Annotated in this window: 18 protein-coding genes and 2 tRNA genes; 10 read left to right on the top strand and 10 right to left on the bottom strand. The window is 71.0% G+C overall.

The window, feature by feature from the left end; translation table 11 throughout:
- Positions 1-30: 30 nt before the first annotated feature.
- Complete coding sequence (locus OHL10_RS09900; protein ID WP_425498990.1) at positions 31-1059, bottom strand: LacI family DNA-binding transcriptional regulator; 1029 nt, start codon at positions 1057-1059, stop codon at positions 31-33.
- Between the two features lie 227 nt (positions 1060-1286).
- Between OHL10_RS09900 and OHL10_RS09895 the strand changes: the two genes are divergently transcribed.
- The 6 genes from OHL10_RS09895 (at position 1287) to dnaG (ending at position 10517) form a co-directional block, all read left to right on the top strand.
- A complete protein-coding gene (locus OHL10_RS09895) occupies positions 1287-2522 on the top strand; it encodes a sugar ABC transporter substrate-binding protein (RefSeq protein WP_265522043.1) in 1236 nt (411 codons plus the stop codon).
- Between the two features lie 221 nt (positions 2523-2743).
- Positions 2744-4342: an ABC transporter permease subunit gene (locus OHL10_RS09890; protein ID WP_265522042.1), complete on the top strand. Its 1599-nt coding sequence runs from the start codon at positions 2744-2746 to the stop codon at positions 4340-4342.
- Positions 4343-4344: 2 nt separating this feature from the next.
- On the top strand, positions 4345-5289 hold the full coding sequence (locus OHL10_RS09885) for a sugar ABC transporter permease (RefSeq protein WP_265522041.1): 945 nt from the start codon (positions 4345-4347) through the stop codon (positions 5287-5289).
- Positions 5286-7205, top strand: coding sequence for a glycoside hydrolase family 13 protein (locus OHL10_RS09880; protein WP_265522040.1), 1920 nt, complete (start codon positions 5286-5288; stop codon positions 7203-7205). The genes OHL10_RS09885 and OHL10_RS09880 overlap by 4 nt, the downstream gene beginning before the upstream one ends.
- Positions 7206-7237: 32 nt before the next feature.
- Positions 7238-8527, top strand: coding sequence for a deoxyguanosinetriphosphate triphosphohydrolase (locus OHL10_RS09875; protein WP_265522039.1), 1290 nt, complete (start codon positions 7238-7240; stop codon positions 8525-8527).
- A 52-nt stretch (positions 8528-8579) separates the two neighbouring features.
- Positions 8580-10517 carry a DNA primase gene (dnaG, locus tag OHL10_RS09870; protein WP_265522038.1) on the top strand — a complete coding sequence of 646 codons (1938 nt, stop codon included), beginning with the start codon at positions 8580-8582 and terminating at the stop codon, positions 10515-10517.
- Positions 10518-10530: 13 nt separating this feature from the next.
- On the opposite strand, the gene OHL10_RS09865 is transcribed toward dnaG, so the two are convergent.
- The 3 genes from OHL10_RS09865 to OHL10_RS09855 all read right to left on the bottom strand — a co-directional run bounded on the left by OHL10_RS09865 (position 10531) and on the right by OHL10_RS09855 (position 11734).
- Positions 10531-10944 (bottom strand): DUF1801 domain-containing protein, encoded by a 414-nt coding sequence (locus tag OHL10_RS09865; protein WP_265522037.1) that lies wholly within the window; start codon positions 10942-10944, stop codon positions 10531-10533.
- Between the two features lie 145 nt (positions 10945-11089).
- Positions 11090-11162: transfer RNA gene (locus tag OHL10_RS09860), tRNA-Asn, on the bottom strand.
- Between the two features lie 53 nt (positions 11163-11215).
- The gene (locus tag OHL10_RS09855; protein ID WP_265522036.1) at positions 11216-11734 is read right to left on the bottom strand and encodes a hypothetical protein; all 519 of its coding nucleotides are present in this window, start codon (positions 11732-11734) and stop codon (positions 11216-11218) included.
- Positions 11735-11783: 49 nt separating this feature from the next.
- Between OHL10_RS09855 and OHL10_RS09850 the strand changes: the two genes are divergently transcribed.
- Positions 11784-11860, top strand: a tRNA-Ile gene (locus OHL10_RS09850).
- Here OHL10_RS09850 and OHL10_RS09845 read toward each other — a convergent pair.
- A complete protein-coding gene (locus OHL10_RS09845) occupies positions 11839-12993 on the bottom strand; it encodes an acyltransferase family protein (RefSeq protein WP_265522035.1) in 1155 nt (384 codons plus the stop codon). The two genes, OHL10_RS09850 and OHL10_RS09845, sit on opposite strands and share 22 nt — an antisense overlap.
- A gap of 94 nt (positions 12994-13087) precedes the next feature.
- On the opposite strand from OHL10_RS09845, the gene OHL10_RS09840 reads away from it, so the two are divergent.
- The 3 genes from OHL10_RS09840 to OHL10_RS09830 all read left to right on the top strand — a co-directional run bounded on the left by OHL10_RS09840 (position 13088) and on the right by OHL10_RS09830 (position 15112).
- Entirely contained in the window at positions 13088-13885 is a 798-nt protein-coding gene (locus OHL10_RS09840; RefSeq protein ID WP_265522034.1) for a DUF1206 domain-containing protein, read from the top strand.
- A gap of 83 nt (positions 13886-13968) precedes the next feature.
- Entirely contained in the window at positions 13969-14454 is a 486-nt protein-coding gene (def, locus tag OHL10_RS09835) for a peptide deformylase (RefSeq protein ID WP_265522033.1), read from the top strand.
- A gap of 157 nt (positions 14455-14611) precedes the next feature.
- Positions 14612-15112, top strand: coding sequence for a DUF3145 domain-containing protein (locus OHL10_RS09830; protein ID WP_265522032.1), 501 nt, complete (start codon positions 14612-14614; stop codon positions 15110-15112).
- A 67-nt stretch (positions 15113-15179) separates the two neighbouring features.
- Here the strand turns inward: OHL10_RS09830 and OHL10_RS09825 are convergent, their stop codons facing one another.
- The 5 genes from OHL10_RS09825 to OHL10_RS09805 all read right to left on the bottom strand — a co-directional run bounded on the left by OHL10_RS09825 (position 15180) and on the right by OHL10_RS09805 (position 21788).
- Positions 15180-16229, bottom strand: coding sequence for an HTTM domain-containing protein (locus tag OHL10_RS09825; RefSeq protein ID WP_265522031.1), 1050 nt, complete (start codon positions 16227-16229; stop codon positions 15180-15182).
- Positions 16226-16975, bottom strand: coding sequence for a DUF5819 family protein (locus OHL10_RS09820; protein ID WP_265522030.1), 750 nt, complete (start codon positions 16973-16975; stop codon positions 16226-16228). Before OHL10_RS09820 ends, OHL10_RS09825 begins: the two co-directional genes overlap by 4 nt.
- 83 nt (positions 16976-17058) lie before the next feature.
- A complete protein-coding gene (locus OHL10_RS09815) occupies positions 17059-18141 on the bottom strand; it encodes an HTTM domain-containing protein (RefSeq protein ID WP_265522029.1) in 1083 nt (360 codons plus the stop codon).
- Positions 18138-18902: a DUF5819 family protein gene (locus OHL10_RS09810; protein WP_265522028.1), complete on the bottom strand. Its 765-nt coding sequence runs from the start codon at positions 18900-18902 to the stop codon at positions 18138-18140. Before OHL10_RS09810 ends, OHL10_RS09815 begins: the two co-directional genes overlap by 4 nt.
- Before the next feature lie 96 nt (positions 18903-18998).
- Positions 18999-21788, bottom strand: a complete 2790-nt coding sequence (locus OHL10_RS09805; RefSeq protein ID WP_265522027.1) for a choice-of-anchor G family protein — start codon at positions 21786-21788, stop codon at positions 18999-19001.
- Between the last annotated feature and the right edge of the window lie 81 nt (positions 21789-21869).

Genomic DNA, 21869 nt, shown 5'->3' with positions numbered 1-21869 from the left:
GCTCAGCCCGTCGTTCTCGAGTGTAAGCGCCTAACGTGCCGGCGGGACAGCACCCGTCGACCCGCGGACGATGAGCTCCGGCTGGAACAGGAGCTCGGTGCGCGGCGCGCGGGCGCCGCCGATCTCGGTCAGCAGTGCGCTGATCGCCGCCTGCGCCATGGCGGCCACCGGCTGGCGGACGGTCGTCAGGGGCGGGTCGGTGAAGGCGATGAGCGGGGAGTCGTCGTAGCCCAGCACCGAGACGTCGGCGGGGACGTCCAGGCCACGCGAGCGCGCCGCCCGGATGGCCCCGAGCGCCATGAGGTCCGAGCCGCAGATGATCGCGGTGTGACCGGAGTCGAGGAGCTCGACCGCGGCCGCCTGGCCGCCCTCCACGGAGAACAGCGTCACGACGGTGTGCTCGTCCGCGGCGGACGCCGGGTCCTCGACGAGCCCGTGCCGCAGCAGGGCGTCGGCGAACGCGCCCTGCTTGCGCTGGGCGGGCACGAAGCGGTCCGGCCCGATCGCGAGGCCGATGCGGCGGTGCCCCAGGGACTCCAGGTGGCGCACCGACAGCTCGATCGCGGCGACGTCGTCGGTCGAGACGAACGGCGCGTCGATGCCCTCGGCGAAGCCGTTCACGAGAACGATCGGCATCCCGCGGCTGCGCAGGCGCTCGTAGCGCTCGCGACCGGCGAGCGAGTCGGCGTGCAGTCCGGAGACGAAGACGATGCCGTCCACCTCGTGGTCGAGCAGCATCTCGACGTACTCGTCCTCGGTCGTCCCGCCGGGCGACTGCGTGCACAGCAGCGGCGTGTAGCCGTGCTCCGACAGCAGGGACTCGATGGTCTGGGCGAAGGCAGGGAAGACGGGGTTGGTGAGCTCGGGGACGACGAGGCCCACGAGTCCGGCCGAGCGGTTCCGGAGCTTTTCCGGTCGTTCGTACCCGAGCAGGTCGAGCGCTGCGAGGACCGCCTGCCGGGTCTCGCTCGAGACGCCGGCCTTCCCGTTGAGGACGCGCGAGACCGTCGCGGTGCTGACGCCGGCTTGTTCGGCGAGATCAGTGAGACGGGTGCGCACGTGGGGAAGCGTAGGGGACACCGGACCTCCTCGTCCTGGTTTGGTGCGGGTGAGTCGTGAACTGCGGTGATCCGGCGCCGTTCTCCGACTACCTGAAACCGTTGCGTGAAAGTTACCGCAACGACTTGCAAGAATGCCAGTCGGCGCTCTACGGTCGGTCCCATCAGGGCCAAGGTCGGTGGTGAACCGGTCGCGGCTACAGCACCGGATTACTTGGAGTGACTCAGATGCGACGGAGCATCCTTCTTGCCGCGGCGCTCGGGACGACGCTCGCGCTGACCGCCTGCGCGTCCGCCGAGCCCGCGGGCGACGCCACCACCACCGACGACGAGACGACCGCGCCCGAGGTGACCGGGTCGCTCGTCGTGTGGGTCGACGAGACTCGTATCGACTCGTTCGCACCGCTCGTCGACCAGTTCAAGGACGAGAAGGGCGTCGACGTCGAGCTCGTCCAGAAGGCCTCGGGCGACATCCGCACGGAGTTCGTCCAGCAGGTGCCGACCGGGGAGGGCCCCGACGTCGTCATCGGTGCGCACGACTGGACCGGTGAGTTCGTCAACAACGGCGTCGTCCAGCCGGTCGAGCTCGGCGACAAGGCGGGAGAGTTCTCGCCCGTGTCGGTCGCGGCGTTCGCGTACGACGGCCAGGTCTACGGCACGCCGTACGCCATCGAGAACATCGCCCTGGTGCGCAACAACGAGCTCGTCTCCGAGACCCCCGACACGTTCGACGGTCTCGTGGCGCAGAACGACGAGATCGACGCCGACTACCCGATCCTCATCCAGCAGGGTGACGAAGGCGACGCGTACCACATGTACCCGCTGCAGACCTCGTTCGGTGCGCCGGTCTTCGAGCAGAACGCGGACGGCTCGTACTCCAGCGAGCTGGGTCTCGGCGGCGAGAACGGCGAGGCGTTCGCCGCATACCTCGGCCAGCTCGGCGAGGACAAGGTCATCGACACCGCCATCGACGGCGACAAGGCCAAGCAGGCCTTCCTGGACGGTCAGTCCCCGTACATCGTGACCGGCCCCTGGTACGTCGCCGACTTCCTCGCCGCGGACATGGACGTCACCGTGCTGCCCGTCCCGAGCGCCGGTGGCGAGCCCGCCGAGCCGTTCGTGGGTGTCCAGGGTGCGTTCATCAGCGCGAAGACCGAGAACGCCGTGCTCGCCAACGAGTTCGTCGTGAACTTCCTCGGGACCGAGGCGGTGCAGACCACGCTGTTCGAGAGCGGTGGGCGTGTGCCGGCCCTCACGGCGTCCGCCGACGCGATCGACGACCCGATCATCGCCGGCTTCAACGAGGCCGCCGGTGACTCGCCCATGCCGTCCATCCCCGAGATGGGTTCGGTGTGGCAGTTCTGGGGCACGACCGAGGTCCAGATCATCTCCGGACAGGCCAGTGACCCGGCTGCCGCATGGACCACGATGGTCGACAACATCCAGTCGGCCATCGACGGCTGACCCTCGGGCGGACCTTCGCCCCCACGGGCCGGCCTCGGAAGGACCGAGGTCGGGCCGTGCACGACCTGTCCCTGCACGACCCAGTGCGTGTGAACCATCCGTGCGCCCGGTGCGCCCGTCGGAGGCAAGACATGAGTGACCAACGAACGGCCGGCTCCACGTCGACCGGCACGTCGACCGGCACCTCGCCCGGAAGCGCGCCTGGCCGGGGATCCGGTGAGATGACCCGTCGCTCCGGCGGCGACGGCGGACGAGGCCGTGGCGGCCTGATCGCCCGGCGCGGCGACTCCCACGCGCGCAACGTCTCGCCAGGCTTCCTCGCCAAGCTGCTGCTGGTCATGCTGGTGGACGCGCTCGGCCTCTACGGCATCCTCGCCGCCGGCGCGGTCGGCTCCTGGGGGATCGTCGCCTTCCTCGTCGTCGCCCTCGTGGTCGTCAACTGGGTGTACTTCTCGCGCCGCGCGGTGCCCGCCAAGTATCTGGTGCCGGGCCTGCTGCTGCTGTTCGTCTACCAGATCTTCGTCATGGTCTACACGGGGTACGTCGCCTTCACGAACTACGGCGACGGCCACAACTCGACCAAGCCCGACGCGATCTCCGCGATCTCCGCGCAGAACGAGCGCCGCCTGGACGGGTCGCCGAGCTTTCCGGTGACCGTCGTGGAGCGCGACGACGAGCTGGCCTTCGCCGTCGAGCGCGACGGTGTCGTCCAGGTGGGGACGCCCGAGGAGCCGCTGTCCGCCGTCGACGGCGCCGCGGCCGACGGCGGGCGCGTGACCGACCTCCCGGGCTACGACGTCCTGTCGTTCGCAGAGATCGCCGCCCAGTCCTCCCAGATCACCTCGATGCGGGTGCCGATCTCCGACGACCCTGCCGAGGGCAGTCTGCGCACGCAGGACGGCTCGGTGGCCTACGTGTACTCCCCGGTGCTGCAGTACGACGAGGCGAGCGACACCTTCACCCACGCCGAGACGGGGATGGTCTACGCGCCGGACGAGCGGGGCAACTTCGTCTCCTCGACCGGTGAACGCCTCACGCCGGGCTGGCGCGTCGTGGTCGGCATGGAGAACTTCACGGCGATGTTCACCGACTCGCGCGTCGCGGGGCCGTTCCTGCAGATCACCGCCTGGACGTTTGCTTTCGCCTTCTTGTCGGTGGCGACGACCTTCTTCCTCGGCCTGTTCCTCGCGATCGTCTTCAACGATCCGCGGGTGCGAGGGCTCAAGCTGTACCGCGCGCTGATGATCCTGCCGTACGCGTTCCCGGGTTTCCTCGCCGCGCTGGTGTGGCGGGGCATGCTCAACGAGCGCTTCGGCTTCATCAACGAGGTGCTTCTCGGAGGTGCCGACATCGGCTGGCTCACCGACCCCTGGCTCGCGAAGCTCTCGGTGCTCGGCGTGAACCTCTGGCTGGGCTTCCCGTACATGTTCCTCATCGCGACCGGTGCGCTGCAGGCGATCCCCTCGAGTGTCGTGGAGTCGGCGCGCATCGACGGTGCCGGACCGCTGCGGATCTTCCGGTCGATGACGCTGCCGCTGCTGATGATCTCGGTGGCGCCGCTGCTCATCGCGTCGTTCGCCTTCAACTTCAACAACTTCACGCTGATCTACATGCTCACCGGGGGTGGTCCCAACTTCACCGGGTCGCCGCTGCTCGTCGGGTCGACGGACATCCTCATCTCGATGGTCTACGCCGTCGCCTTCGAGAGCGGCGTGAAGCAGTACGGTCTCGCGAGCGCGGTGTCGATCCTCATCTTCATCGTCGTCGGACTCATCTCGTGGCTCGGCTTCCGCCGGACCCGCACCCTCGAGGAGCTGTGACCATGTCCGCGAACCTGCCTGCCGCGACGGCCTCGCCCGACCTCGCCCGCGGTGTGTCCGGCCGCGGCGACGACGCACCGCCCGTGCGGGACGTCACGCTGCGCGGTCGGCGCTGGTGGCGCGAGGTCGGGTGGCGGCACGTCGTGGGCGTCGTCGTCATCGCCTACTGCGTCCTGCCGCTGCTGTACGTGCTCTCCGCCTCGCTCAACCCGGGCGGGACGCTCACGGGGTCGAACAACCTCTTCCGCACCCTCGACCCGGCGAACTACACCGAGCTGTTCGGGACGAACTTCGGCTACTGGCTGGGGAACTCGCTGCTGGTCTGCACCGTCACCGCGATCGGGACGGTGCTCATGGGATCGGCCGCGGCCTACGCCTTCTCCCGCTTCCGGTTCTCCGGCCGCCGGGCCTCCCTGACGGCCCTGTTGCTGATCCAGATGTTCCCGCAGATGCTGGCCGTCGTGGCGATCTTCCTGCTGCTGCTCAGCCTCAAGGAGGTCTTCCCGGTCCTGGGGACCAACAGCCACCTCGCGCTGATCATGGTCTACCTCGGCGGCGCACTCGGGGTGAACACGTTCCTCATGTACGGGTTCTTCAACACGGTGCCGCGCGAGATCGACGAGGCCGCGAAGATCGACGGCGCGAGCCACGGGCAGATCTTCTGGACGATCATCCTGCGGCTCGTCGCACCGATCCTCGCCGTCGTGGGACTGCTGTCCTTCGTCGGGACCTACGGTGAGTTCATCATCGCGAAGGTGGTGCTCCAGGACGTGCAGAAGTTCACGCTCGCGGTCGGGCTCTACCAGTGGGCCTCCGACGAGCGCAACGCACCGTGGGGTCTGTTCGCCGCCGGGGCCGTGCTCGCCGCGATCCCGATCATCCTCCTGTTCCTGTTCCTGCAGCGGTACATCGTCTCGGGCCTGACGGCCGGGTCCGTCAAGGGATGAGCACCGCGCGCGTCCCCACGGCGGGCCCGTCCCCGCACCACGACGGCTCCGAGCTCTACGTCCCGCCGGGGACACCGCAGCTCGGCGACGTGGTCCCGGTCCGCGTGCGGGTGCCGGCGGACCTGCCGGTCCGGAGCGTGTGGTTGCGCACGGTCCGCGACGGTGAGCCCCGCCTCAGCCCGGCGCGGCCCGAGCCGACGGACCCGGGCGCCGCGGCGGACGCGCACGAGCGGTGGTTCGTCGCCGACCTGCTGGTCCACAACCCGGTGACGAGCTACCGGTTCTTCCTCGAGGTACCGGGCGGGTACCTCTGGCTCAACGGCCGTGGGGTGCACACGCGCGACGTGCCCGACGCCGCGGACTTTCGCCTGACCGTCCACCCGCCCGCGCCGACGTGGATGGCCGACGGCGTCGTCTACCAGATCTTCCCCGACCGGTTCGCGCGCTCCGGCGCGGCCGACGAGCGCGAGACACCTGCGTGGGCGCGGCCGGCCGTCTGGGGCGACGAGCCGCACGGCGCGGGGCCCGACGTCGGCACGCAGCTCTACGGCGGCGACCTCGCCGGCATCGAGGAGCACCTCGACCACCTGGCCGAGCTCGGGGTCGGCACCGTGTACCTCACCCCGGTCTTCCCGGGCCGTTCCAACCACCGGTACGACGCGAGCACGTTCGACCACGTCGACCCGCTGCTGGGCGGCGACGAAGCCTACGCGTCCCTCGCCCGCGCCGTCCACGACCGCGGGATGCGCCTCCTCGGCGACCTGACCACCAACCACACAGGCGCGGGGCACGAGTGGTTCACGCGGGCGCTGGCCGACCCGCAGGCGCCCGAGCGCGACTTCTTCTACTGGACCGACGGCGACCCCGGCTACGTCGGCTGGCTCGAGCACGCGTCGCTGCCCAAGCTCCGCTACGGCTCGCCCGAGCTCACGGCGCGGATGATCGCGGGGCCGGGCTCCGTCGTCGGGCGCTACCTGCGGGCGCCGTTCGACCTCGACGGGTGGCGCATCGACGTCGCCAACATGACGGGCCGCTACGGCGCCGAGGACCGCACGCACGAGATCGCGCGGACGATCCGCACGACCATGGCGGAGATCGACCCGGACGCCGTGCTGATCGGCGAGCACTTCCACGACGCGTCGGGCGACCTCGACGGCGACGGGTGGCACGCCAACATGAACTACTCGGCGTTCACGCGCCCGGTGTGGACGTGGCTGTCCCCGGCGGACTCGGCCGTCCCGTACCTCGGCCTGCCGGTCCCCACCCCGCGCCGCGGCGGCCACGAGGTCGTGGCGACGATGCGGGACTTCGACGCCGTCCTGCCGTGGTCCGTGACAGCGCGGCAGTGGAACATGCTCGGCTCGCACGACACCCCGCGCCTGCGCTCGATCGTCGGCTCGGACGAGCTGGTCGAGGTCGCCGCGACGCTCCTGGTGACCTACCCCGGCACGCCGGTGATGTTCGCGGGCGACGAGGTGGGGCTCACCGGCCTCAACGGCGAGCACGCGCGCGCCACCATGCCGTGGGACGAACCGGAGCGCTGGGACGAGCAGACCTTCGAGACGTACCGCTCGCTCGTCGCCCTGCGGCGCGGGTCGCGTGCGCTGCGCGACGGCGGCATGCGTTGGGTCCACGTGGACGACGACGCCCTGGTCTACCTGCGCGAGACCGCTGACGAGCGCGTCCTCGTCGCGGTCGCCCGTGCCCCGTGGCGCGGCGTGCGGCTCCACCCCGCACTGGTGGGCGGCCCGGACGCGGCCGCTCCCGAGCGGCTCTACGGCGACCTTGATCTGCACCTCGACCTGCCCGCCGTCCCCACCACCTCCCCGACGCGCACCGACGACGAGTCCCTGCCCGACGGTGCGTGGTTGCTCTCCGGCGACGGCCCGGCCGTCGGTGTCTGGCGCGTGGCCTGACCGGCGCCGCACGGACTGACTACTGTGGACCCGTGCACCCCACCGCTGGAGCAGTCCCGAGCGACCCGACCCCCGGGTACAGCGGCACGGACCAGGAGCGATGGTTCCCCGAGCCGCCCAAGAGCAAGGCCCGCACGCCCTTCGAACGTGACCGCGCCCGCATCGTGCACAGCTCCGCGCTGCGCCGCCTCGGCGCCAAGACCCAGGTGCTCGGCCCCGGCAGCGACGACTTCGTGCGCACCCGCCTCACGCACACGCTCGAGGTCGCCCAGGTGGGCCGGGAGATCGGCAAGGCACTCGGCTGCGACCCCGACGTCGTCGACACCGCGTGCCTCGCCCACGACCTCGGCCACCCGCCGTTCGGGCACAACGGCGAGCGCGCCCTGGCGGACCTCGCCGTCGACATCGGCGGGTTCGAGGGCAACGCCCAGACGCTGCGGCTGCTGACCCGCCTCGAGCCCAAGGTGATCGCCGCCGACGGCCAGCCTGTCGGGCTCAACCTCACCCGCGCCAGCCTCGACGCGAGCGTCAAGTACCCCTGGGGCGCGGACGAGGGCCCCCCGGCGTCCGACGGGCGCTCGACCCACAAGTTCGGCGTCTACGAGGACGACCGCCCGGTCTTCGAGTGGCTGCGCGAGGGCGCCGCCGTCGACGTCAAGTGCCTCGAGGCGCAGGTCATGGACCTCGCCGACGACATCTCCTACTCGGTCCACGACGTCGAGGACGCCGTGGTCGGCGGGCGCATCGACCTCGCGCTGCTCGGTGAACCGGCCGAGCGGTCGCGGGTCGTGCAGGCGGTGCACTCCTGGTACGGGCGCGCCCACGACGCCGCCGCGCTGGACGCCGCGATCTCCCGCCTCGTGTCCACCGGGCACCTCGTGACGGGATTCGACGGCTCGCGGCGGGCGCTCGCGGCCCTCAAGGACGCGACGAGCCAGCTCATCGGGCGCTTCAGCGGCGCCGCGCAGCAGGCCACGCGCGAGGAGTACGGCCAGGGGCCGCTGACCCGGTACGCCGCCCGCCTCGTCGTCCCGGACACGACGCTCGCCGAGATCCTCGTGCTCAAGGGCATCGCGGTCGCGTACGTCATGGCACCCCGCGAGCAGGAGCCGCTCTACCAGCGCCAGCGCGAGGTCGTCGCCGACCTCGTGCACGTCCTCGCGGACCGCGCGCCGCTGTCCCTCGAGGAGCCGTTCGCCGCGGACTGGAAGGACGCCTCCGACGACGCGGCCCGGCTGCGCGTCGTCATCGACCAGGTGGCCTCGCTCACCGACGTCTCCGCGATCCAGCTGCACGCGCAGATGGTGCGACCGCGTGCCTAGCTCGCGTGCGGACGACGACGTCGACCGCTCCGCGGCGACCTAGACTGGCACCGTGGCTGGACTGATCCGACGCGAGGACGTCGACGCGGTGCGCGACCGTGCGCGGATCGAAGAGATCGTCTCGGCGCACGTCACGCTCAAGTCCGCCGGTGTCGGCTCGATGAAGGGCCTGTGCCCCTTCCACGACGAGCGCTCGCCCTCCTTCCACGTCCGCCCGCAGGTGGGCCGGTGGCACTGCTTCGGCTGCGGCGAGGGCGGCGACGTCATCTCGTTCGTGCAGAAGATCGACGGGCTCGGCTTCACCGAGGCCGTCGAGTACCTGGCGGAGCGCGCCGGGGTTCAGCTCCGGTACGAGGAGGGTGGTGGTCCGCGCCGCACCGAGGAGCCGGGACGGCGCCAGCGGCTCCTCGAGGCGCACCGCGTGGCCGGGCAGTACTTCTCGGAGCAGCTGATGGCCCCGGGCGCTGCCGCTGCCCGCGCGTTCCTCGCAGAGCGCAGCTTCGACCGCTCGGACGCCGAGCACTTCGGCGTCGGGTACGCGCCCACCGGGTGGGACAACCTCCAGCGCCACCTGCGGGGGCGAGGCTTCACGGAGGCCGAGCTCACGGCGTCGGGCCTCATGAGCCAGGGTCAGCGCGGCAGCTACGACCGCTTCCGGGGTCGCCTCATGTGGCCGATCCGGGACGTGACGGGCGAGGTCATCGGGTTCGGCGCGCGCAAGCTCTACGAGGAGGACCAGGGGCCGAAGTACCTCAACACCCCCGAGACGACGCTCTACAAGAAGTCGCACGTCCTCTACGGGATCGATCTCGCCAAGCGGGAGATCGCCAAGACCAAGCGGGTCGTCGTCGTCGAGGGGTACACCGACGTCATGGCGGCGCACCTGTCCGGCGTGACGACGGCGGTCGCGACCTGCGGCACCGCGTTCGGCACGGACCACGCCCGGATCGTGCGCCGCCTCCTGGGCGACACGACGGCCGGGGGCGGCATGCAGCTCGCGTCGGGCGCGTCGGTCGGTGGCGAGGTGATCTTCACGTTCGACGGCGACGCCGCGGGGCAGAAGGCCGCCGTGCGGGCGTTCGGCGAGGACCAGAGGTTCTACGCCCAGACGTTCGTCGCGGTCGAGCCGAGCGGGATGGACCCCTGCGAGCTGCGCATGGCGCACGGCCCGGAGGGTGTGCGGGCGCTCGTGGACGGGCGCCAGCCGCTCTTCGAGTTCGTCATCCGCACGACGCTCGACAGCTTCGACCTCGACACGGCCGAGGGCCGGGTGGGGGCGCTGCGCGCGGCCGCGCCCGTCGTGGCCGGGATCCGGGACACGGCGCTGCGCCCGGAGTACGCCCGGATGCTCGCCGGCTGGATCGGGATGGACGCCGAGTCCGTGCGGCGTGCTGTGTCCGCCGCGGGCAAGAGCGCGGGAGCGCCGGTCCGCCCGACGCGCGCCGTGCCCGACGACGGCCCGTCAGCAGGGGAGGTCGGCCCACCCGTCGTCGGGCCCGTGTTCCCGACGCCCGACCCGCGCGACCCGGTGGCGCGGCTCGAGCGGCAGGGACTGGTCGTCGCCCTCCAGCACCCGAACCTCGTCCCGGCGGACACGTTCGACGAGCTCGGGCAGGACGCCTTCGCCGTGCCCGCCTGGCGCGCCGTGCACGCCGCGATCCGTGCGGCGGGAGGCGTCCGGGAGGCCGCAGCCCTCCCCGACGGGCAGTGGGTCGACCGGGTGATCGACCAGGCGCCCGAGACCGTGGTGCCGATCATCACCGAGCTCGCGGTGGCGCCGATGCCGGCCGACCGGGAGGAGGTCGTCGGCACGTACGTCGCCGGCGTCGTGCGGGCGCTCGTCGACCTCGGCCTGACCCGCCGCGTCGCCGACGCCAAGAGCCGCCTGCAGCGCCTCGACCCCGCAGCCGACCCGGAGGCCTACCAGACGGCGTGGCACGCCCTGCTGGCGGTCGAGCAGGAGCGCCGCCGCCTGCGGGAGAGCGCCTGAGCGGCCGGGACGACTACCTCGAGGTCTCGGCGAGCGAACGCTCCAGCAGGGTGCGCAGCGCGCTGCGGTCCACCCCCGTCAACCGCGTGAGGTAGAGGCAGACCTTGCTCGCCCGGTGCTTGCCGAGCGCGGCCACGAGCTCGGGCCAGCGCTCCGAGAAGTCGCTGACGAGATAGATGGTGTGCTGCGCGGGGCCCGGCGCGAACGCGAGCAGGGGAGCGCGGCCGCCGTGCCCGCTCTCGTAGCGGTACTCGTGCTCCCCGAACCCGATGATGCGGCCGGCCCACACGACCGGCTGCTCGCCGCTGACCTCGCCGAGGAGCGCGAGCAGCTCGTCCGCCTCGGCGCGCCGCGGACCGGTGGCTCGGTCGAGCACGTCCGCGACCGGCAGGTCGGACGGCGACATCGCGGGCTGCTTCGCTGCCATGGGTCTCCTGGCGATCAGACTGGACGCACAGCGTACTGCGGCTGGGCCGGCGCACACCACGGCCTCGATCGGACCCGGGGCACCACGGCCCCCCACAACGCGCCGCAGGCCAGCGCCGAAGGGCGCTGGCCTGCACTGTGAGCGGCTCCCGCGGTAGGACTTGAACCTACGACCGTCCGATTAACAGTCGGATGCTCTGCCAGCTGAGCTACGCGGGATCGTTCGGGCCGTCACGACGTGTGCCGTGGGGCCGGGGAAAACTCTAGCAGCCTCAGAGGGGTAGTCCGGACGCCGAGCGCAGCCGTGCTTCCGTGAGGTCGATCCGCTCGATCACCGACGGATCGCCGAGGTCGAGACCCGGGTGGGCGACGACCTGCGAGAACAGACCTCCCTGTGCGTCCCGACGGACCGCGACCTTCGCCTTGCCCCCACCGGGGAACGTCAGGGTCTCCGCGAGGACCACGGAGGACTGCACGCGCTCGCGGACGGTCTGGGCGAGCGCCGTGCGGCGCGCGTTCGCCAGCGGCAGGAGTGTCGTGTCCGCGTCCACCCACTCGATCGTGATGGTCGTGGTCTCCGGGTCGAACGCGGCGCGGTCGACGTCGTACCAGGGCCGGGTCCGCGCCGGGCCGGCGGTTCCCGCGTCCGCCGAGGCGACCGTCAGGGCACCGCGGGACGCGATCGCCCAGGACCCGTCGACGAGCTCCGCCGACGTGAGGATGCTGTCGCCCGCGGGCAGGTCGAGCGAGCGGCGGACGGCGTCGGGGAGGCCGTGGCGGAACAAGGGCATGGCACCACGGTAGCGGCGGGCGACCGCGGCGGTAGTCTTGTCCGCCGAAGGGCCAGTAGCTCAGCCGGTCAGAGCAGCGGACTCATAATCCGTCGGTCGTGGGTTCAAGCCCCACCTGGCCTACCAGCGTGTGCGGGCTCGGTGTGGCTGGTGCGCCCGCTCAGGTCCTTCATGAGCGCGGTGCGCATGCGCGGGCCGAGCGGTCTCTCCACGAACCGGTAGATGGCGTAGGCCAGGACCAGCGAGACCCCGGCCGCGGCGGCGAGGGCCACGGCGGCGGTGACGTGCGGGTAGAGCGACTCGATGACCCAGCGGCCCCACGAGGTGTGCACCAGGTAGAGGGGGTAGGTCAGCGCCCCCAGCGTGGTGAGCCACTTCCACGAGATCCGGTTGAGCGGTGTGAGCGTGGCGAGCGCGACGATCGCGAAGCACACGATGATCGCGGTCCAGTACGCGCCGGCCGAGATCGCGACGCCGGTGCTGTTCTCCAGGCGGGTCGCCTGGATGCTGCCCGAGTGGGCCGCCGCGAGCAGCACGTTGAGCCCCAGCAGCATCCACAGCGTGGGTGAGCGGGGTTCGCGCGTGAGGCAGTACAGCGCCATGCCGCCCGCGAACAGCGGCGCGTCGGACGCCACGAGGACGGTCGAGACGAGCTCGTTGCCCGAGGTGCTCGCGACGGCCGCGAGGACCGGCCACAGCGCGATGAACGCGATGACGCGACCGCGGGTGAGGCCGATCGCGACGAGGACGCCGACGAGGACGTAGAACCGCAGCTCGGCCCACAGCGTCCAGTACACGGACTCGACGTCGCCGAGCCCGATCGCGCGCTGGACCATCGTGAGGTTCGCGGCCGCCTCGGGGACGTCGACGGACTTGCGCCCGGGCGAGACGACGACGAGCAGCACGAGGGTGAGCAGGACCGATGCCCAGTAGGCGGGGAACAACCGGCTCGCGCGGGAGACGGTGAACCGGGTGATGTCCCGCCCCCAGGCGGTCATGAGGATGACGAACCCGCTGACGACGAAGAAGAGCTGGACCCCGAACGAGCCGTAGACGGTGGTCGCCTGCAGGTTCGGGAACACCTCGGGAGTCGGTGCACCCCAGGAGGAGTGCCCGACGGCGGTGAAGTGGTAGAACAGCACCGCGCCTGCCGCGACGAAGCGGAGGGCGTCGAGCACCGCGAGGCGCGGTAGCGCCGCGGTCAGTTCGGGTACCTGGTCGCGCAGGGCCGGGTTCGGCCGCGTGTCGGGAACTCGCATCGGTCGGACGCTACCCGAGCCTGCGTGATCGGCACCTGAACGTGCGTGCCACGGCCGGGGGAGAGACAGTGAAGGATTCGAGCGACTGAGGAGCATGGTGGTGAACAGCGGACAGGGTGCGGCACGGCAGGCGAAGAACAGCCGTGGGTTGGAGATCCTCGCGCGGTGCGGATATGCGGTCAGCGGTGTGCTGCACCTCGTGCTCGGGTGGATCGTGGTGGGGCTGGGGACCGGTGCGTCGGGGGAGTCGGCGAGCCAGAGCGGCGCGCTGTCGGCGATCGCCGAGTCGCCGGGCGGAGCGGCGATGCTGTGGTTCGCCGTCGTGGCGTTCGCGGCACTCGCTCTCTGGCAGGTCGCGGTCGCCGTCTCCGGGAGCACGGGGGAGACCGTCGACCGGCTCAAGGCGGCTGGCAAGGCGATCGTCTACCTCGCGCTGGGGTTCCTCGCCCTGCGCTTCGCCACGGGTAGCGGCGGTGGCGGTGGCGAGGAGGAGAGCATGACGGCGACCGTCATGCAGAACCCGGCCGGGCAGGTTCTCGTCGGTGCGGTCGGCCTGGGCATCGTCGGTGTCGGGGGCTACCACGTGTACAAGGGGTGGAAGAAGAAGTTCCTCGAGGACCTCCAGGGCAACGCAGGCGGCCAGGTCGGTCGCGCCGTCGTGATCCTCGGGCAGGTGGGGTACGTGGCGAAGGGTGTCGCCCTGGGTGTCCTGGGGGCGCTCTTCGTGGTCGCCGCGGTGACGAGCGACCCGGAGCAGGCCGGCGGTCTCGACGAGGCGTTCGCGACGATCGGCGAGCAGCCCTTCGGCGCCGTGCTTCTCGTGGCGACGGGCCTCGGGTTCGCCGCGTACGGCATCTACTCCTTTGCCCGCGCACGGTACGCCCGCATGTGAGGTCGTGAGCGAGCGTGCCCGGCGTCGGGGCGACGGACCGTCGTGACGCCGGGCACGTCCCCTCCGCATGGAAGAATGCGGGCATGGCGATGAGAGAGATCCGCACCGTCCCCGACCCCGTGCTGCGCACCGCGTGCGACGAGATCACGACGATCGACGACCGGGTCCGCTCGCTCGTCGCGGACCTCGTGGAGACGGTCGACGCCGAGGGTCGGGCGGGCCTGGCCGCCAACCAGATCGGTGTGAACCTGAGGGCGTTCTCCTGGAACATCGACGACGAGATCGGGTACGTCATCAACCCGCGCATCGTCGAGCTGTCGGAGGACACGCAGGACGGTGACGAGGGCTGCCTGTCGGTGCCCGGCCTCTGGTACCCGACCCGGCGCGCCTGGTACGCCCGCGTCGAGGGGATCGACCTCGAGGGCAAGCCGGTCGTCGTCGAGGGCACGGAGCTGATGGCCCGGTGCCTGCAGCACGAGTGCGACCACCTCGACGGTCTGCTCTACCTCGACCGGCTCGACCGGGCCGTCCGGAAGAAGGCGATGCGCGAGCTGCGCGCCCAGCTCTGAGGAGCGGGCCGCCACGCCCGGAGAACTTCCACCTCGCGTTCCGGCGCGAGGTCGGGCAGGATATGCACGAAGGACGCCGCACGTGCGGTGGTCAGCCGTTGAGCACGCCTGGGTGAGGACGTTGGGGAAGACGAAACCTCGACCTAGGGAGGCAGACATGGCTGGTGCCATCACCCGCGGTGTTCTTTACGTGCACTCAGCGCCCCGTGCCCTGTGCCCGCATCTCGAGTGGGCCGCCGGGAACGTCCTCGGCGTGCGCGTTTCGCTGGACTGGACCGAGCAGCCGGCAGCGCGTGGCCTCTACCGGGCCGAGTACTCCTGGCAGGGTGCCCAGGGCACGGGAGCACGCATCGCGTCCGGGCTGCGCGGCTGGTCGCACCTGCGGTATGAGGTGACCGAGGAGGCGAGTCACGGCGCCGACGGCGCGAGGTGGTCCCACACACCCGACCTCGGCATCTTCCACGCGGCGACGGACGTGCACGGCAACATCGTCGTCCCCGAGGACCGGATTCGCGTCGCGCTCGAGCACGCGCACGACCCGCGAGCGATGCGCGAGGCCCTGCACCTGGCGCTCGGCAAGGCGTGGGACGACGAGCTCGAGCCGTTCCGGTACGCCGGCGCCGGCGCACCGGTCCGCTGGCTGCACCGGGTCGGTTGACGGTCTGTCGACGGTCGACCGACGGCTGGCCACAGCAGACCTGATACACCCGGTGCCCGCCGACGCGTCACGCGTCGGCGGGCACCGTCGTGCGGTGCTCCTCCGCCGCGGAGGCGGCGCCCGGAGGTGAGATGCCCGCTCGACGTCGGGCACGTCGCTCCCGCCACCATCTCGCCACCCGGGTCGAGACGGTGACGTAGGTGACGTCGCGGACGAAGATGGCGTCGATGGCGATCATCGTCAACGAGAAGTACATGAGGCCCATGAGCAGGCCGATCCCCAGGTGCATGCCCGTGATCGCGACCAGCGCGACGACGCGGGTCCCGCGTCTGAGCAGCAGGAACGGGAAGAAGAGCTGGACGAACACGGCGCTGTACGTGAGGACCGTGATGAGCGTGCCGCTCCCGGACAGCCAGGCGGTGACCTCGGGCCAGGTCGAGAACTCGTCGAGCTGGAAGACGTAGTAGATCGCCGAGCCGTGCTGCCACAGCCCGCCCTGGATCTTGTACATCGCCGACGCCACGTAGACGACGAAGATCTGGAACGCGATGAGGAGCACGGCGGTGTTGTGCAGGAGCGTGCCCGGCCAGCCCAGGCGTGCCCGCGACTCGCCGGGGTGCCGACGTTCACGCCGGCGTGCGTCGATCGACCAGCGGCCCGACGTGTCCGCGATGAGCAGGTAGACGAGGACGATGCGCATGAGCTGCATACCGCCGTCCCCGATGAACGGGTTCGTTCGCACCAGTGCCACGTAGCCGACGAGGACGAGCGGGACGACGAGGCGTGCGCGCCAGCCCAGCATCAGCGCCACGGCCAGCGCGAGCAGGAGGAGGTACTGCAGGTCGAACAGGACCCCGGGGGAGGAGCCGGAGAAGAGGGCGTCGAGGGCCGCGGGGAAGTCGTCGGTGTCGACCCGGCCCTGCGCGAAGCTGCGCCCGGCACCCCAGGCGAGGTGCCGGTCCGGCCACGTGACCGCGAGCTGCACCGCGAGGATCGCACCGAACCCGATCCGCAGGACGGCCACCCCGTAGGAGGCCTTGCGCGAGTCGAGCATCCATGACTCGCCCGCTCGCACCGTCTCCCTCAGCGAGTGCGTCACCTGCTGCCGGGTGCTCACGGCACGTACCTGCCGAAGGCCTCCGCGAAGCCGGCGCGCTCGGCGGCTGTGCTCTCGAGCGGGGCGCGCCAACCGAGGCGGACGAACGACTCTGCCGGGCGCTGCACACCGGTGGTGTGGCGCTCGCTGAACGGGACCACGCCCTGGGTCGACGTGCTCATCTGGACCGCGCCGGGCGCGACGTCCGGCCAGAGGACCCACGCGGCGTTCGAGCCCAGCTCGTAGAGCGCGTCCTCCGCCCGCTGGTAGGACTCGACGGTCGAGACGCTGGCGCCTGCCCCGAGCAGCGCGTCGCGCAGCGCCTCGCGACCCTCGGCGCCGGTGTGATCGGCGAACGCGACCGCCTGCTGGGTGTCGGACAGGTCCTCGAGCGCACCGGAGTGGTACCGGTGCAGGCTCACCGGGATCCGCCAGGTGCGGGCCGGCAGCACCGCGTGGTGCACCTGGGCGTTGAAGACCTCGCTGAGGTTCACCCAGTCGGTCATGGTCTGCTCGCCGGTGGGCGAGTCGTAGGCCGCCCGGACCCAGATCCGCAGGTCGATCGTCTGCGGGTCGGGCGCGAAGATGCGCCAGCTCTGCCCGAAGTAGGGGCGCATGTGCGCGGTGAACGGGCCGCCGACCTCCGCGGTCGCGGGGGTCGAGGGTGCCGTGTAGAAGAACGTCCCGATCATGTGGAAGCCCGCGACGGCCAGCGCGACGACCATCGCGACCCGTGCGCGCACGGGTCGGGCAGGGGACTTCTCCACGCGGTCGCCTCTCCGTCGAGCCGTCGGGTCAACCGAGGCTAGCCGCGAAGCGAGGGAAATGGAAGGGGCGCTGCCGAATCAGGTCAACCGCGCGAGCCGGCGGTCTCGGGCGCCGCTGTCCGACGTGCCGTAGGGCCGTCCGCCATGCCTGCCGGACGCCGGTCGCGGCCGAACCTCTGGCGCACCCGCTCCTCCATCCCCCGGAAGGTCGAGTCACGCACGAAGATGCAGTCTCCCGCCATGATGAACAGGGAGAAGAAGGGAAGCCCCATGAACAAGCCGATCCCCGCGTGCATCGCGAGGACACCGACGATCGCGATGATCCGTGTCGTGCGGCGCAGCAGCAGGAGCGGGAAGAACAGCTGGATGAACACTGCGAAGTAGGTCACGGCCGCGACCATGAAAGAGTTCGACACCAGCAGGTCGTTCAACGCAGGCCAGGGGCGGTAGTGGCTGAGCTGCATCGGGTAGAAGATCGCGGTGCCGTCCTGCCAGCGGGCACCCTGCGCCTTGTACAGCCCCGACGCGACGTAGATCATGCAGATCTGCGCACCCGCGGTGATGACGGCGAAGTTGTGCACCAGCGTGCCCGCCTCGCTCACCCGCGAGTTGAGCGTGGGGGAGCCGAGCCGGCCCAGCGGCCGCGGCGCGCCGTACGTCGCGAGCCGCCGCGCCCGACGTCGGGCATCGAGGGACCAGCGCCCCGCGATGTCCGCGAAGCAGAAGTAGAACAGCAGGATGCGGAAGATGTTGTCGCTCTGGTCACCCGTCAGCGGGTTCGACTCGAGCAGGCTCGTCCACAGCAGCAGCATCGCGGGAGCCATCCACCGGGTGTGCCACCCGACGGTGAACAGGCACGCGACGACGAACAGCAGCAGGTACTTCACGGTGAGCTCGGTCGCGCCCGACCCACCGGCGAAGAAGGTGAACGGCCAGCCGAAGCCGCCGTTGGCGTCGCGCGGGCTCACCCACCGGGCCGCGTCGCCCCACAGGTAGTGCCGGTTCTGGAAGTTCACCAGCAGGTAGACGACGGCCCCGACGCCGAACGCGAGCCGCACCAGAGACGTCCCGTACGTCGCGCGCCGGGCGGCCGTCACCCACGTCAGCCCGGCGTCCACCCGCTCGGACACGTAGTCGCGGACCGTGGCCACGGTGGAGGATGTCATGACTGGAACCGTTCGATCGCTTCGCGGAACTTCTCGGAGTCCTGGTCGGCGTACTCGTACATCGGCCGCCGCCCGAACGTGTAGACCGTCGGGTCCGGCAGGTCGCCGTCGCGCCGCTCGAACGTGCGGGACGGCTGACGCACCACCCGGAACTGCACGTACACCGGCTCCGCACCGGTCGTGCCGGCCGTCGCGCGCGCGAACTCCGTCGCGTACGCCGCCATCGTCCGGTCGTAGCTGAGGACCGTGTCGATCCGTTGGGTGCTCGACGACCCCTCGGCCGCGAGCATCGCCTCACGCAGGCGCGGCCACGCGTCGCTGTGGTAGTGCCCACCGAGCGCGGCGAGCTCGTCGTCGCTCAGCCTGTTGAACTGCGCACGGGCGCTCGCCGCGAGGAAGCGGGTGGGCCTGCTGGCACGCGATGGCAGCACCTCGTGCGTCAGGTTCGTCATCTCGAGCGCGGTGACGTCCGTCCAGGCCGTGGGCTCGAGCTCCGCGTCGAACGACCGGACCTCGAGCGAGTGGCCGACGGCGATCGGCGCCGGGGCGAACAAGGACCAGTTCTGCTGGAAGAAGGGATGCATGTACGTCGTGAGCGGTTCGGCGACCGACTGCCGCACGGGGTTGCTCGGCGCGATCCACAGGAACGTCGCCGCGAGGTGGGCACCGACGACGAGCGACAGCACGCCCGCGACCACCTTCTGCCACGTGCGGACCTGCGTGGCGGCCACCTCCTGCGGTGACCCCGTGGTGTTCGCCAACTCAGCTCCTGAGGATGGACGGTCCGGTGCGGCCCCCGACAGGGACCGCACCGGACCGTGATGATCAGACGTCACGGGGAGCCCGAAGGCCCCCGATCAGCCCTGCGTAGCGCGGGCCCGGCCCACACCGTAGCGGACAGCCGTACCCGCCGCGATGAGACCGAGAGCGGCCAGGAGGATCATCGGTGCCGAGTCGGAACCGGTGCGAGCGAGCGAACCGCCGCCGGTCGACGTGCCACCGGTCGACGTGCCGCCACCCGGGGTGGCGGTGCTCGTCATGTAGACCTCGAACGACGACGCGGTCGAGTCGCCGACCTCGTCGCTCGTCGCGGTCGCCGTGTGCGTCCCCAGCTCGAAGCCCGCCGGTACCACGAACGTCCACGACACGCTGCCGTCGTCGTTCGCCGCCTGGGCAGGCAGCGCGATGGTGTGACTCGACTCCACGAGTCCGCTGACCATCTCACCCGGCTCGAAGCCCGACGCGATGAAGGTCTGCACCTCGCCGCGCTGGAGGCGCGGCTCGGTCACGGACGACGTGAGCTCACGGTCGCCCACGCTCGGGACGGTGACCGTCAGCAGGTCGAACGCCTCGTTCTCCTCGTCGAACGCGTAGACGGTGTACACACCGGCCGTCGCGTCGTCGGGGACCTCGACGTCGATGCTGAAGTTGCCCTCGGAGTCCGTCGGGACGTTCTCGACGACCAGGACCTCGTTGCCGTCCTCGTCCTCGATCACGACCGTGACGGTCGAGTTCGCGGGCCAGCCCTCGCCGGTCACCGTGACCGTGTCTCCAGGCTGTGCCGTGTCGGGGTCGACCGTGACGGTAGGCTCCGCGGGCTCCCCGGGGCCGTCGACCTCGGTGCCGTCGACCTCGGTGCCGTCGACCTCGGTGCCGTCGACCTCGGTGCCGTCGACCTCGGTGCCGTCGACCTCGGTGCCGTCGACCTCGGTGCCGTCGACCTCGGTGCCGTCGACCTCGGTGCCGTCGACCTCGGTGCCGTCGACCTCGGTGCCGTCGACCTCGGTGCCGTCGACCTCCGTGCCGTCGTCCTCGACTGCCAGCGGGGCCTCGGCGGTGTTGCCGTCGTCATCGCTCGCGACGACGGTGTACGCGCCGTCGACAGAGCCACCCGGGACGGTGATCGGGGTGGTGAAGTTCCCCTCCTCGTCCGTGGGAACGTCCTCGACGGTCGCGACGACCACACCCTCAGGGTCGAGCAGCTCGACCGTGACGGTCGAGTTCGGCGGCCATCCCGTGCCGTCGACCGTGGTCGAGTCACCAGGAGCGACCGTCCCCGGGTCGACAGCGATGGCCGGGTCGATCTCGGCGACCTCTGAGCCGCGGACGGTCGCGGAGGCCAGGTGCACCTCGGCGGCCGGCGGAGCGAGCGTGGGAAGCAGCGCGAGGGTCACGGCGCGTTGGGTGAAGGACTCCGTGCCCGACGGGTCGTGCGGCGGGAGGTCACCAGGCCGCTCGACCACGTTGCCGGTGAGCGAGACGACGTTCGTCAGGACGTCCAGCACGGGCCCGACGACGTCGATGGCGAGGCCCGACGTGATGGTATCGAGAGTGCTCTCCAGCGCGTCGACGGTGTCGAAGACCGTCCCGACGGTGCCGAGCACGGCGTTGAGCAGCCCGCTCGCCAGGTCGTCCACGGTCCCGAAGCCCAGCGTGGCCAGCAGGGTGTTGACCAGAGCGGTCGAACCCAGGACGTCCACGGAGAAGCTTGCGGTGCCGTCGTTGATCGCCGACAGCGGCGCATCGAGGCTCAGCGAGACGACGTTGAGCCACGTGACGACGGAGAAGACCTGGAGGTTCAGGTCGACGGACAGGCTCGCCGTCTCGACCGCGGCCCGGACATCGGTCGTGACGTCCGTGACGATCGAGGTGATCGTCGAGGTGATCGCGTCGGAGATCGCCGCGAGCACGGGGCCGGAGAGGATCTCGTAGTTCTCCGGGAGGTCGTTGAGATCCGGCAGGGTCGGGTCGTCAGCGAGCAGCTGCTCGATGTCGACGATGACCTGTCCGGTCTCGAGGTTGACCTGCACCGCACCGTCGCCCACGAACCCTTCGGGAAGCAGCGCGGTGACGTCAGGTGCGGTGAACTGGACGCCGTCGCCCTGGGTCCGCACCAGGAGGAGATTGACGTTCAGGAGGTCGTTCAGCGCGCTCGTCGTCGCTGCGCTCAGTCCGTCGAGCGACGTCTGCACACCGCCGATCTGCGTCGACAGCTCGGTGTACACCTCGCTGACGAGCGGGCTCGTCAGCTGGAGGTCAGCACCGGCGATCTGGTAGTCGCCGGTGGCTGCGGCCGGCGGGGTGTGCTCGGCCGTCGCGGAGAGCGCGCCGAGCGTGAGCCCGAGCTCGGAGACCGTGCCGAGCGAGAGAGGGTCGACGAGCGGCGTCAGGTTGACGGACGCGTCGGACAGCGGTGCGCCGTCGCCTCCGATCGCGATCCCGCCGTCGTTCGTCACTGCACCGGATGCCGCTTCCGCCGACCCGTCGTCGTTCGCCACGGCGAACTGGTTGACGGCGCCCAGCTCGATGATGCCGTTCTCCCCGAAGAGCTGGATCCCGCCGGAGATCTCGACGCCGAGCGAGTTCAGCACCTCGGCACCGAGCGGTTGCGAGTCCTCAGGGTGGGTCCCGCTCGGGTTCTCCGCGTACGCGTTGGTGATCGCGGCGAGGTTGTCGAGGTCGACGCCGGCTACCGCGCCGCCGAGGAACGTCCCCTCCGCCTCGGAGACGTCGGTGGGGGCCGCGTTCGCCGCACCTGCCGCGAACGCGGCGGCGCCGATGACGCCGGTGACGGTCACGAGCGCGACGTTGCGCTTGAGCCGGGACGGTGGTCGGTCGGAAGGTCTTCTGTGCAGAGCTCGGGTCACAGCCTTGTCCTTTCACGGGGAACACGGGTGTGACGCCGACCAGAGCCGGACGTCACGTACTGCACGGTAGGAAGGTCCCGT

The organism is Oerskovia flava, from assembly GCF_026163685.1.
Classification (GTDB): domain Bacteria; phylum Actinomycetota; class Actinomycetes; order Actinomycetales; family Cellulomonadaceae; genus Oerskovia_A; species Oerskovia_A flava.
Note: the sequence above shows the minus strand (reverse complement) of the source record. Positions and strands in the feature narration are given on the sequence as shown.

Coding starts and splice junctions, on each gene's coding strand:
- OHL10_RS09855 (WP_265522036.1), bottom strand. CDS start 11,734: ATGCCCTTGTTCCGCCACGGCCTCCCCGACGCCGTCCGCCGCTCGCTC.
- OHL10_RS09885 (WP_265522041.1), top strand. CDS start 4,345: ATGTCCGCGAACCTGCCTGCCGCGACGGCCTCGCCCGACCTCGCCCGC.
- OHL10_RS09840 (WP_265522034.1), top strand. CDS start 13,088: ATGGTGGTGAACAGCGGACAGGGTGCGGCACGGCAGGCGAAGAACAGC.
- OHL10_RS09815 (WP_265522029.1), bottom strand. CDS start 18,141: ATGACATCCTCCACCGTGGCCACGGTCCGCGACTACGTGTCCGAGCGG.
- OHL10_RS09880 (WP_265522040.1), top strand. CDS start 5,286: ATGAGCACCGCGCGCGTCCCCACGGCGGGCCCGTCCCCGCACCACGAC.
- OHL10_RS09865 (WP_265522037.1), bottom strand. CDS start 10,944: ATGGCAGCGAAGCAGCCCGCGATGTCGCCGTCCGACCTGCCGGTCGCG.
- def (WP_265522033.1), top strand. CDS start 13,969: ATGGCGATGAGAGAGATCCGCACCGTCCCCGACCCCGTGCTGCGCACC.
- OHL10_RS09890 (WP_265522042.1), top strand. CDS start 2,744: ATGACCCGTCGCTCCGGCGGCGACGGCGGACGAGGCCGTGGCGGCCTG.
- OHL10_RS09895 (WP_265522043.1), top strand. CDS start 1,287: ATGCGACGGAGCATCCTTCTTGCCGCGGCGCTCGGGACGACGCTCGCG.
- OHL10_RS09830 (WP_265522032.1), top strand. CDS start 14,612: ATGGCTGGTGCCATCACCCGCGGTGTTCTTTACGTGCACTCAGCGCCC.
- OHL10_RS09845 (WP_265522035.1), bottom strand. CDS start 12,993: ATGCGAGTTCCCGACACGCGGCCGAACCCGGCCCTGCGCGACCAGGTA.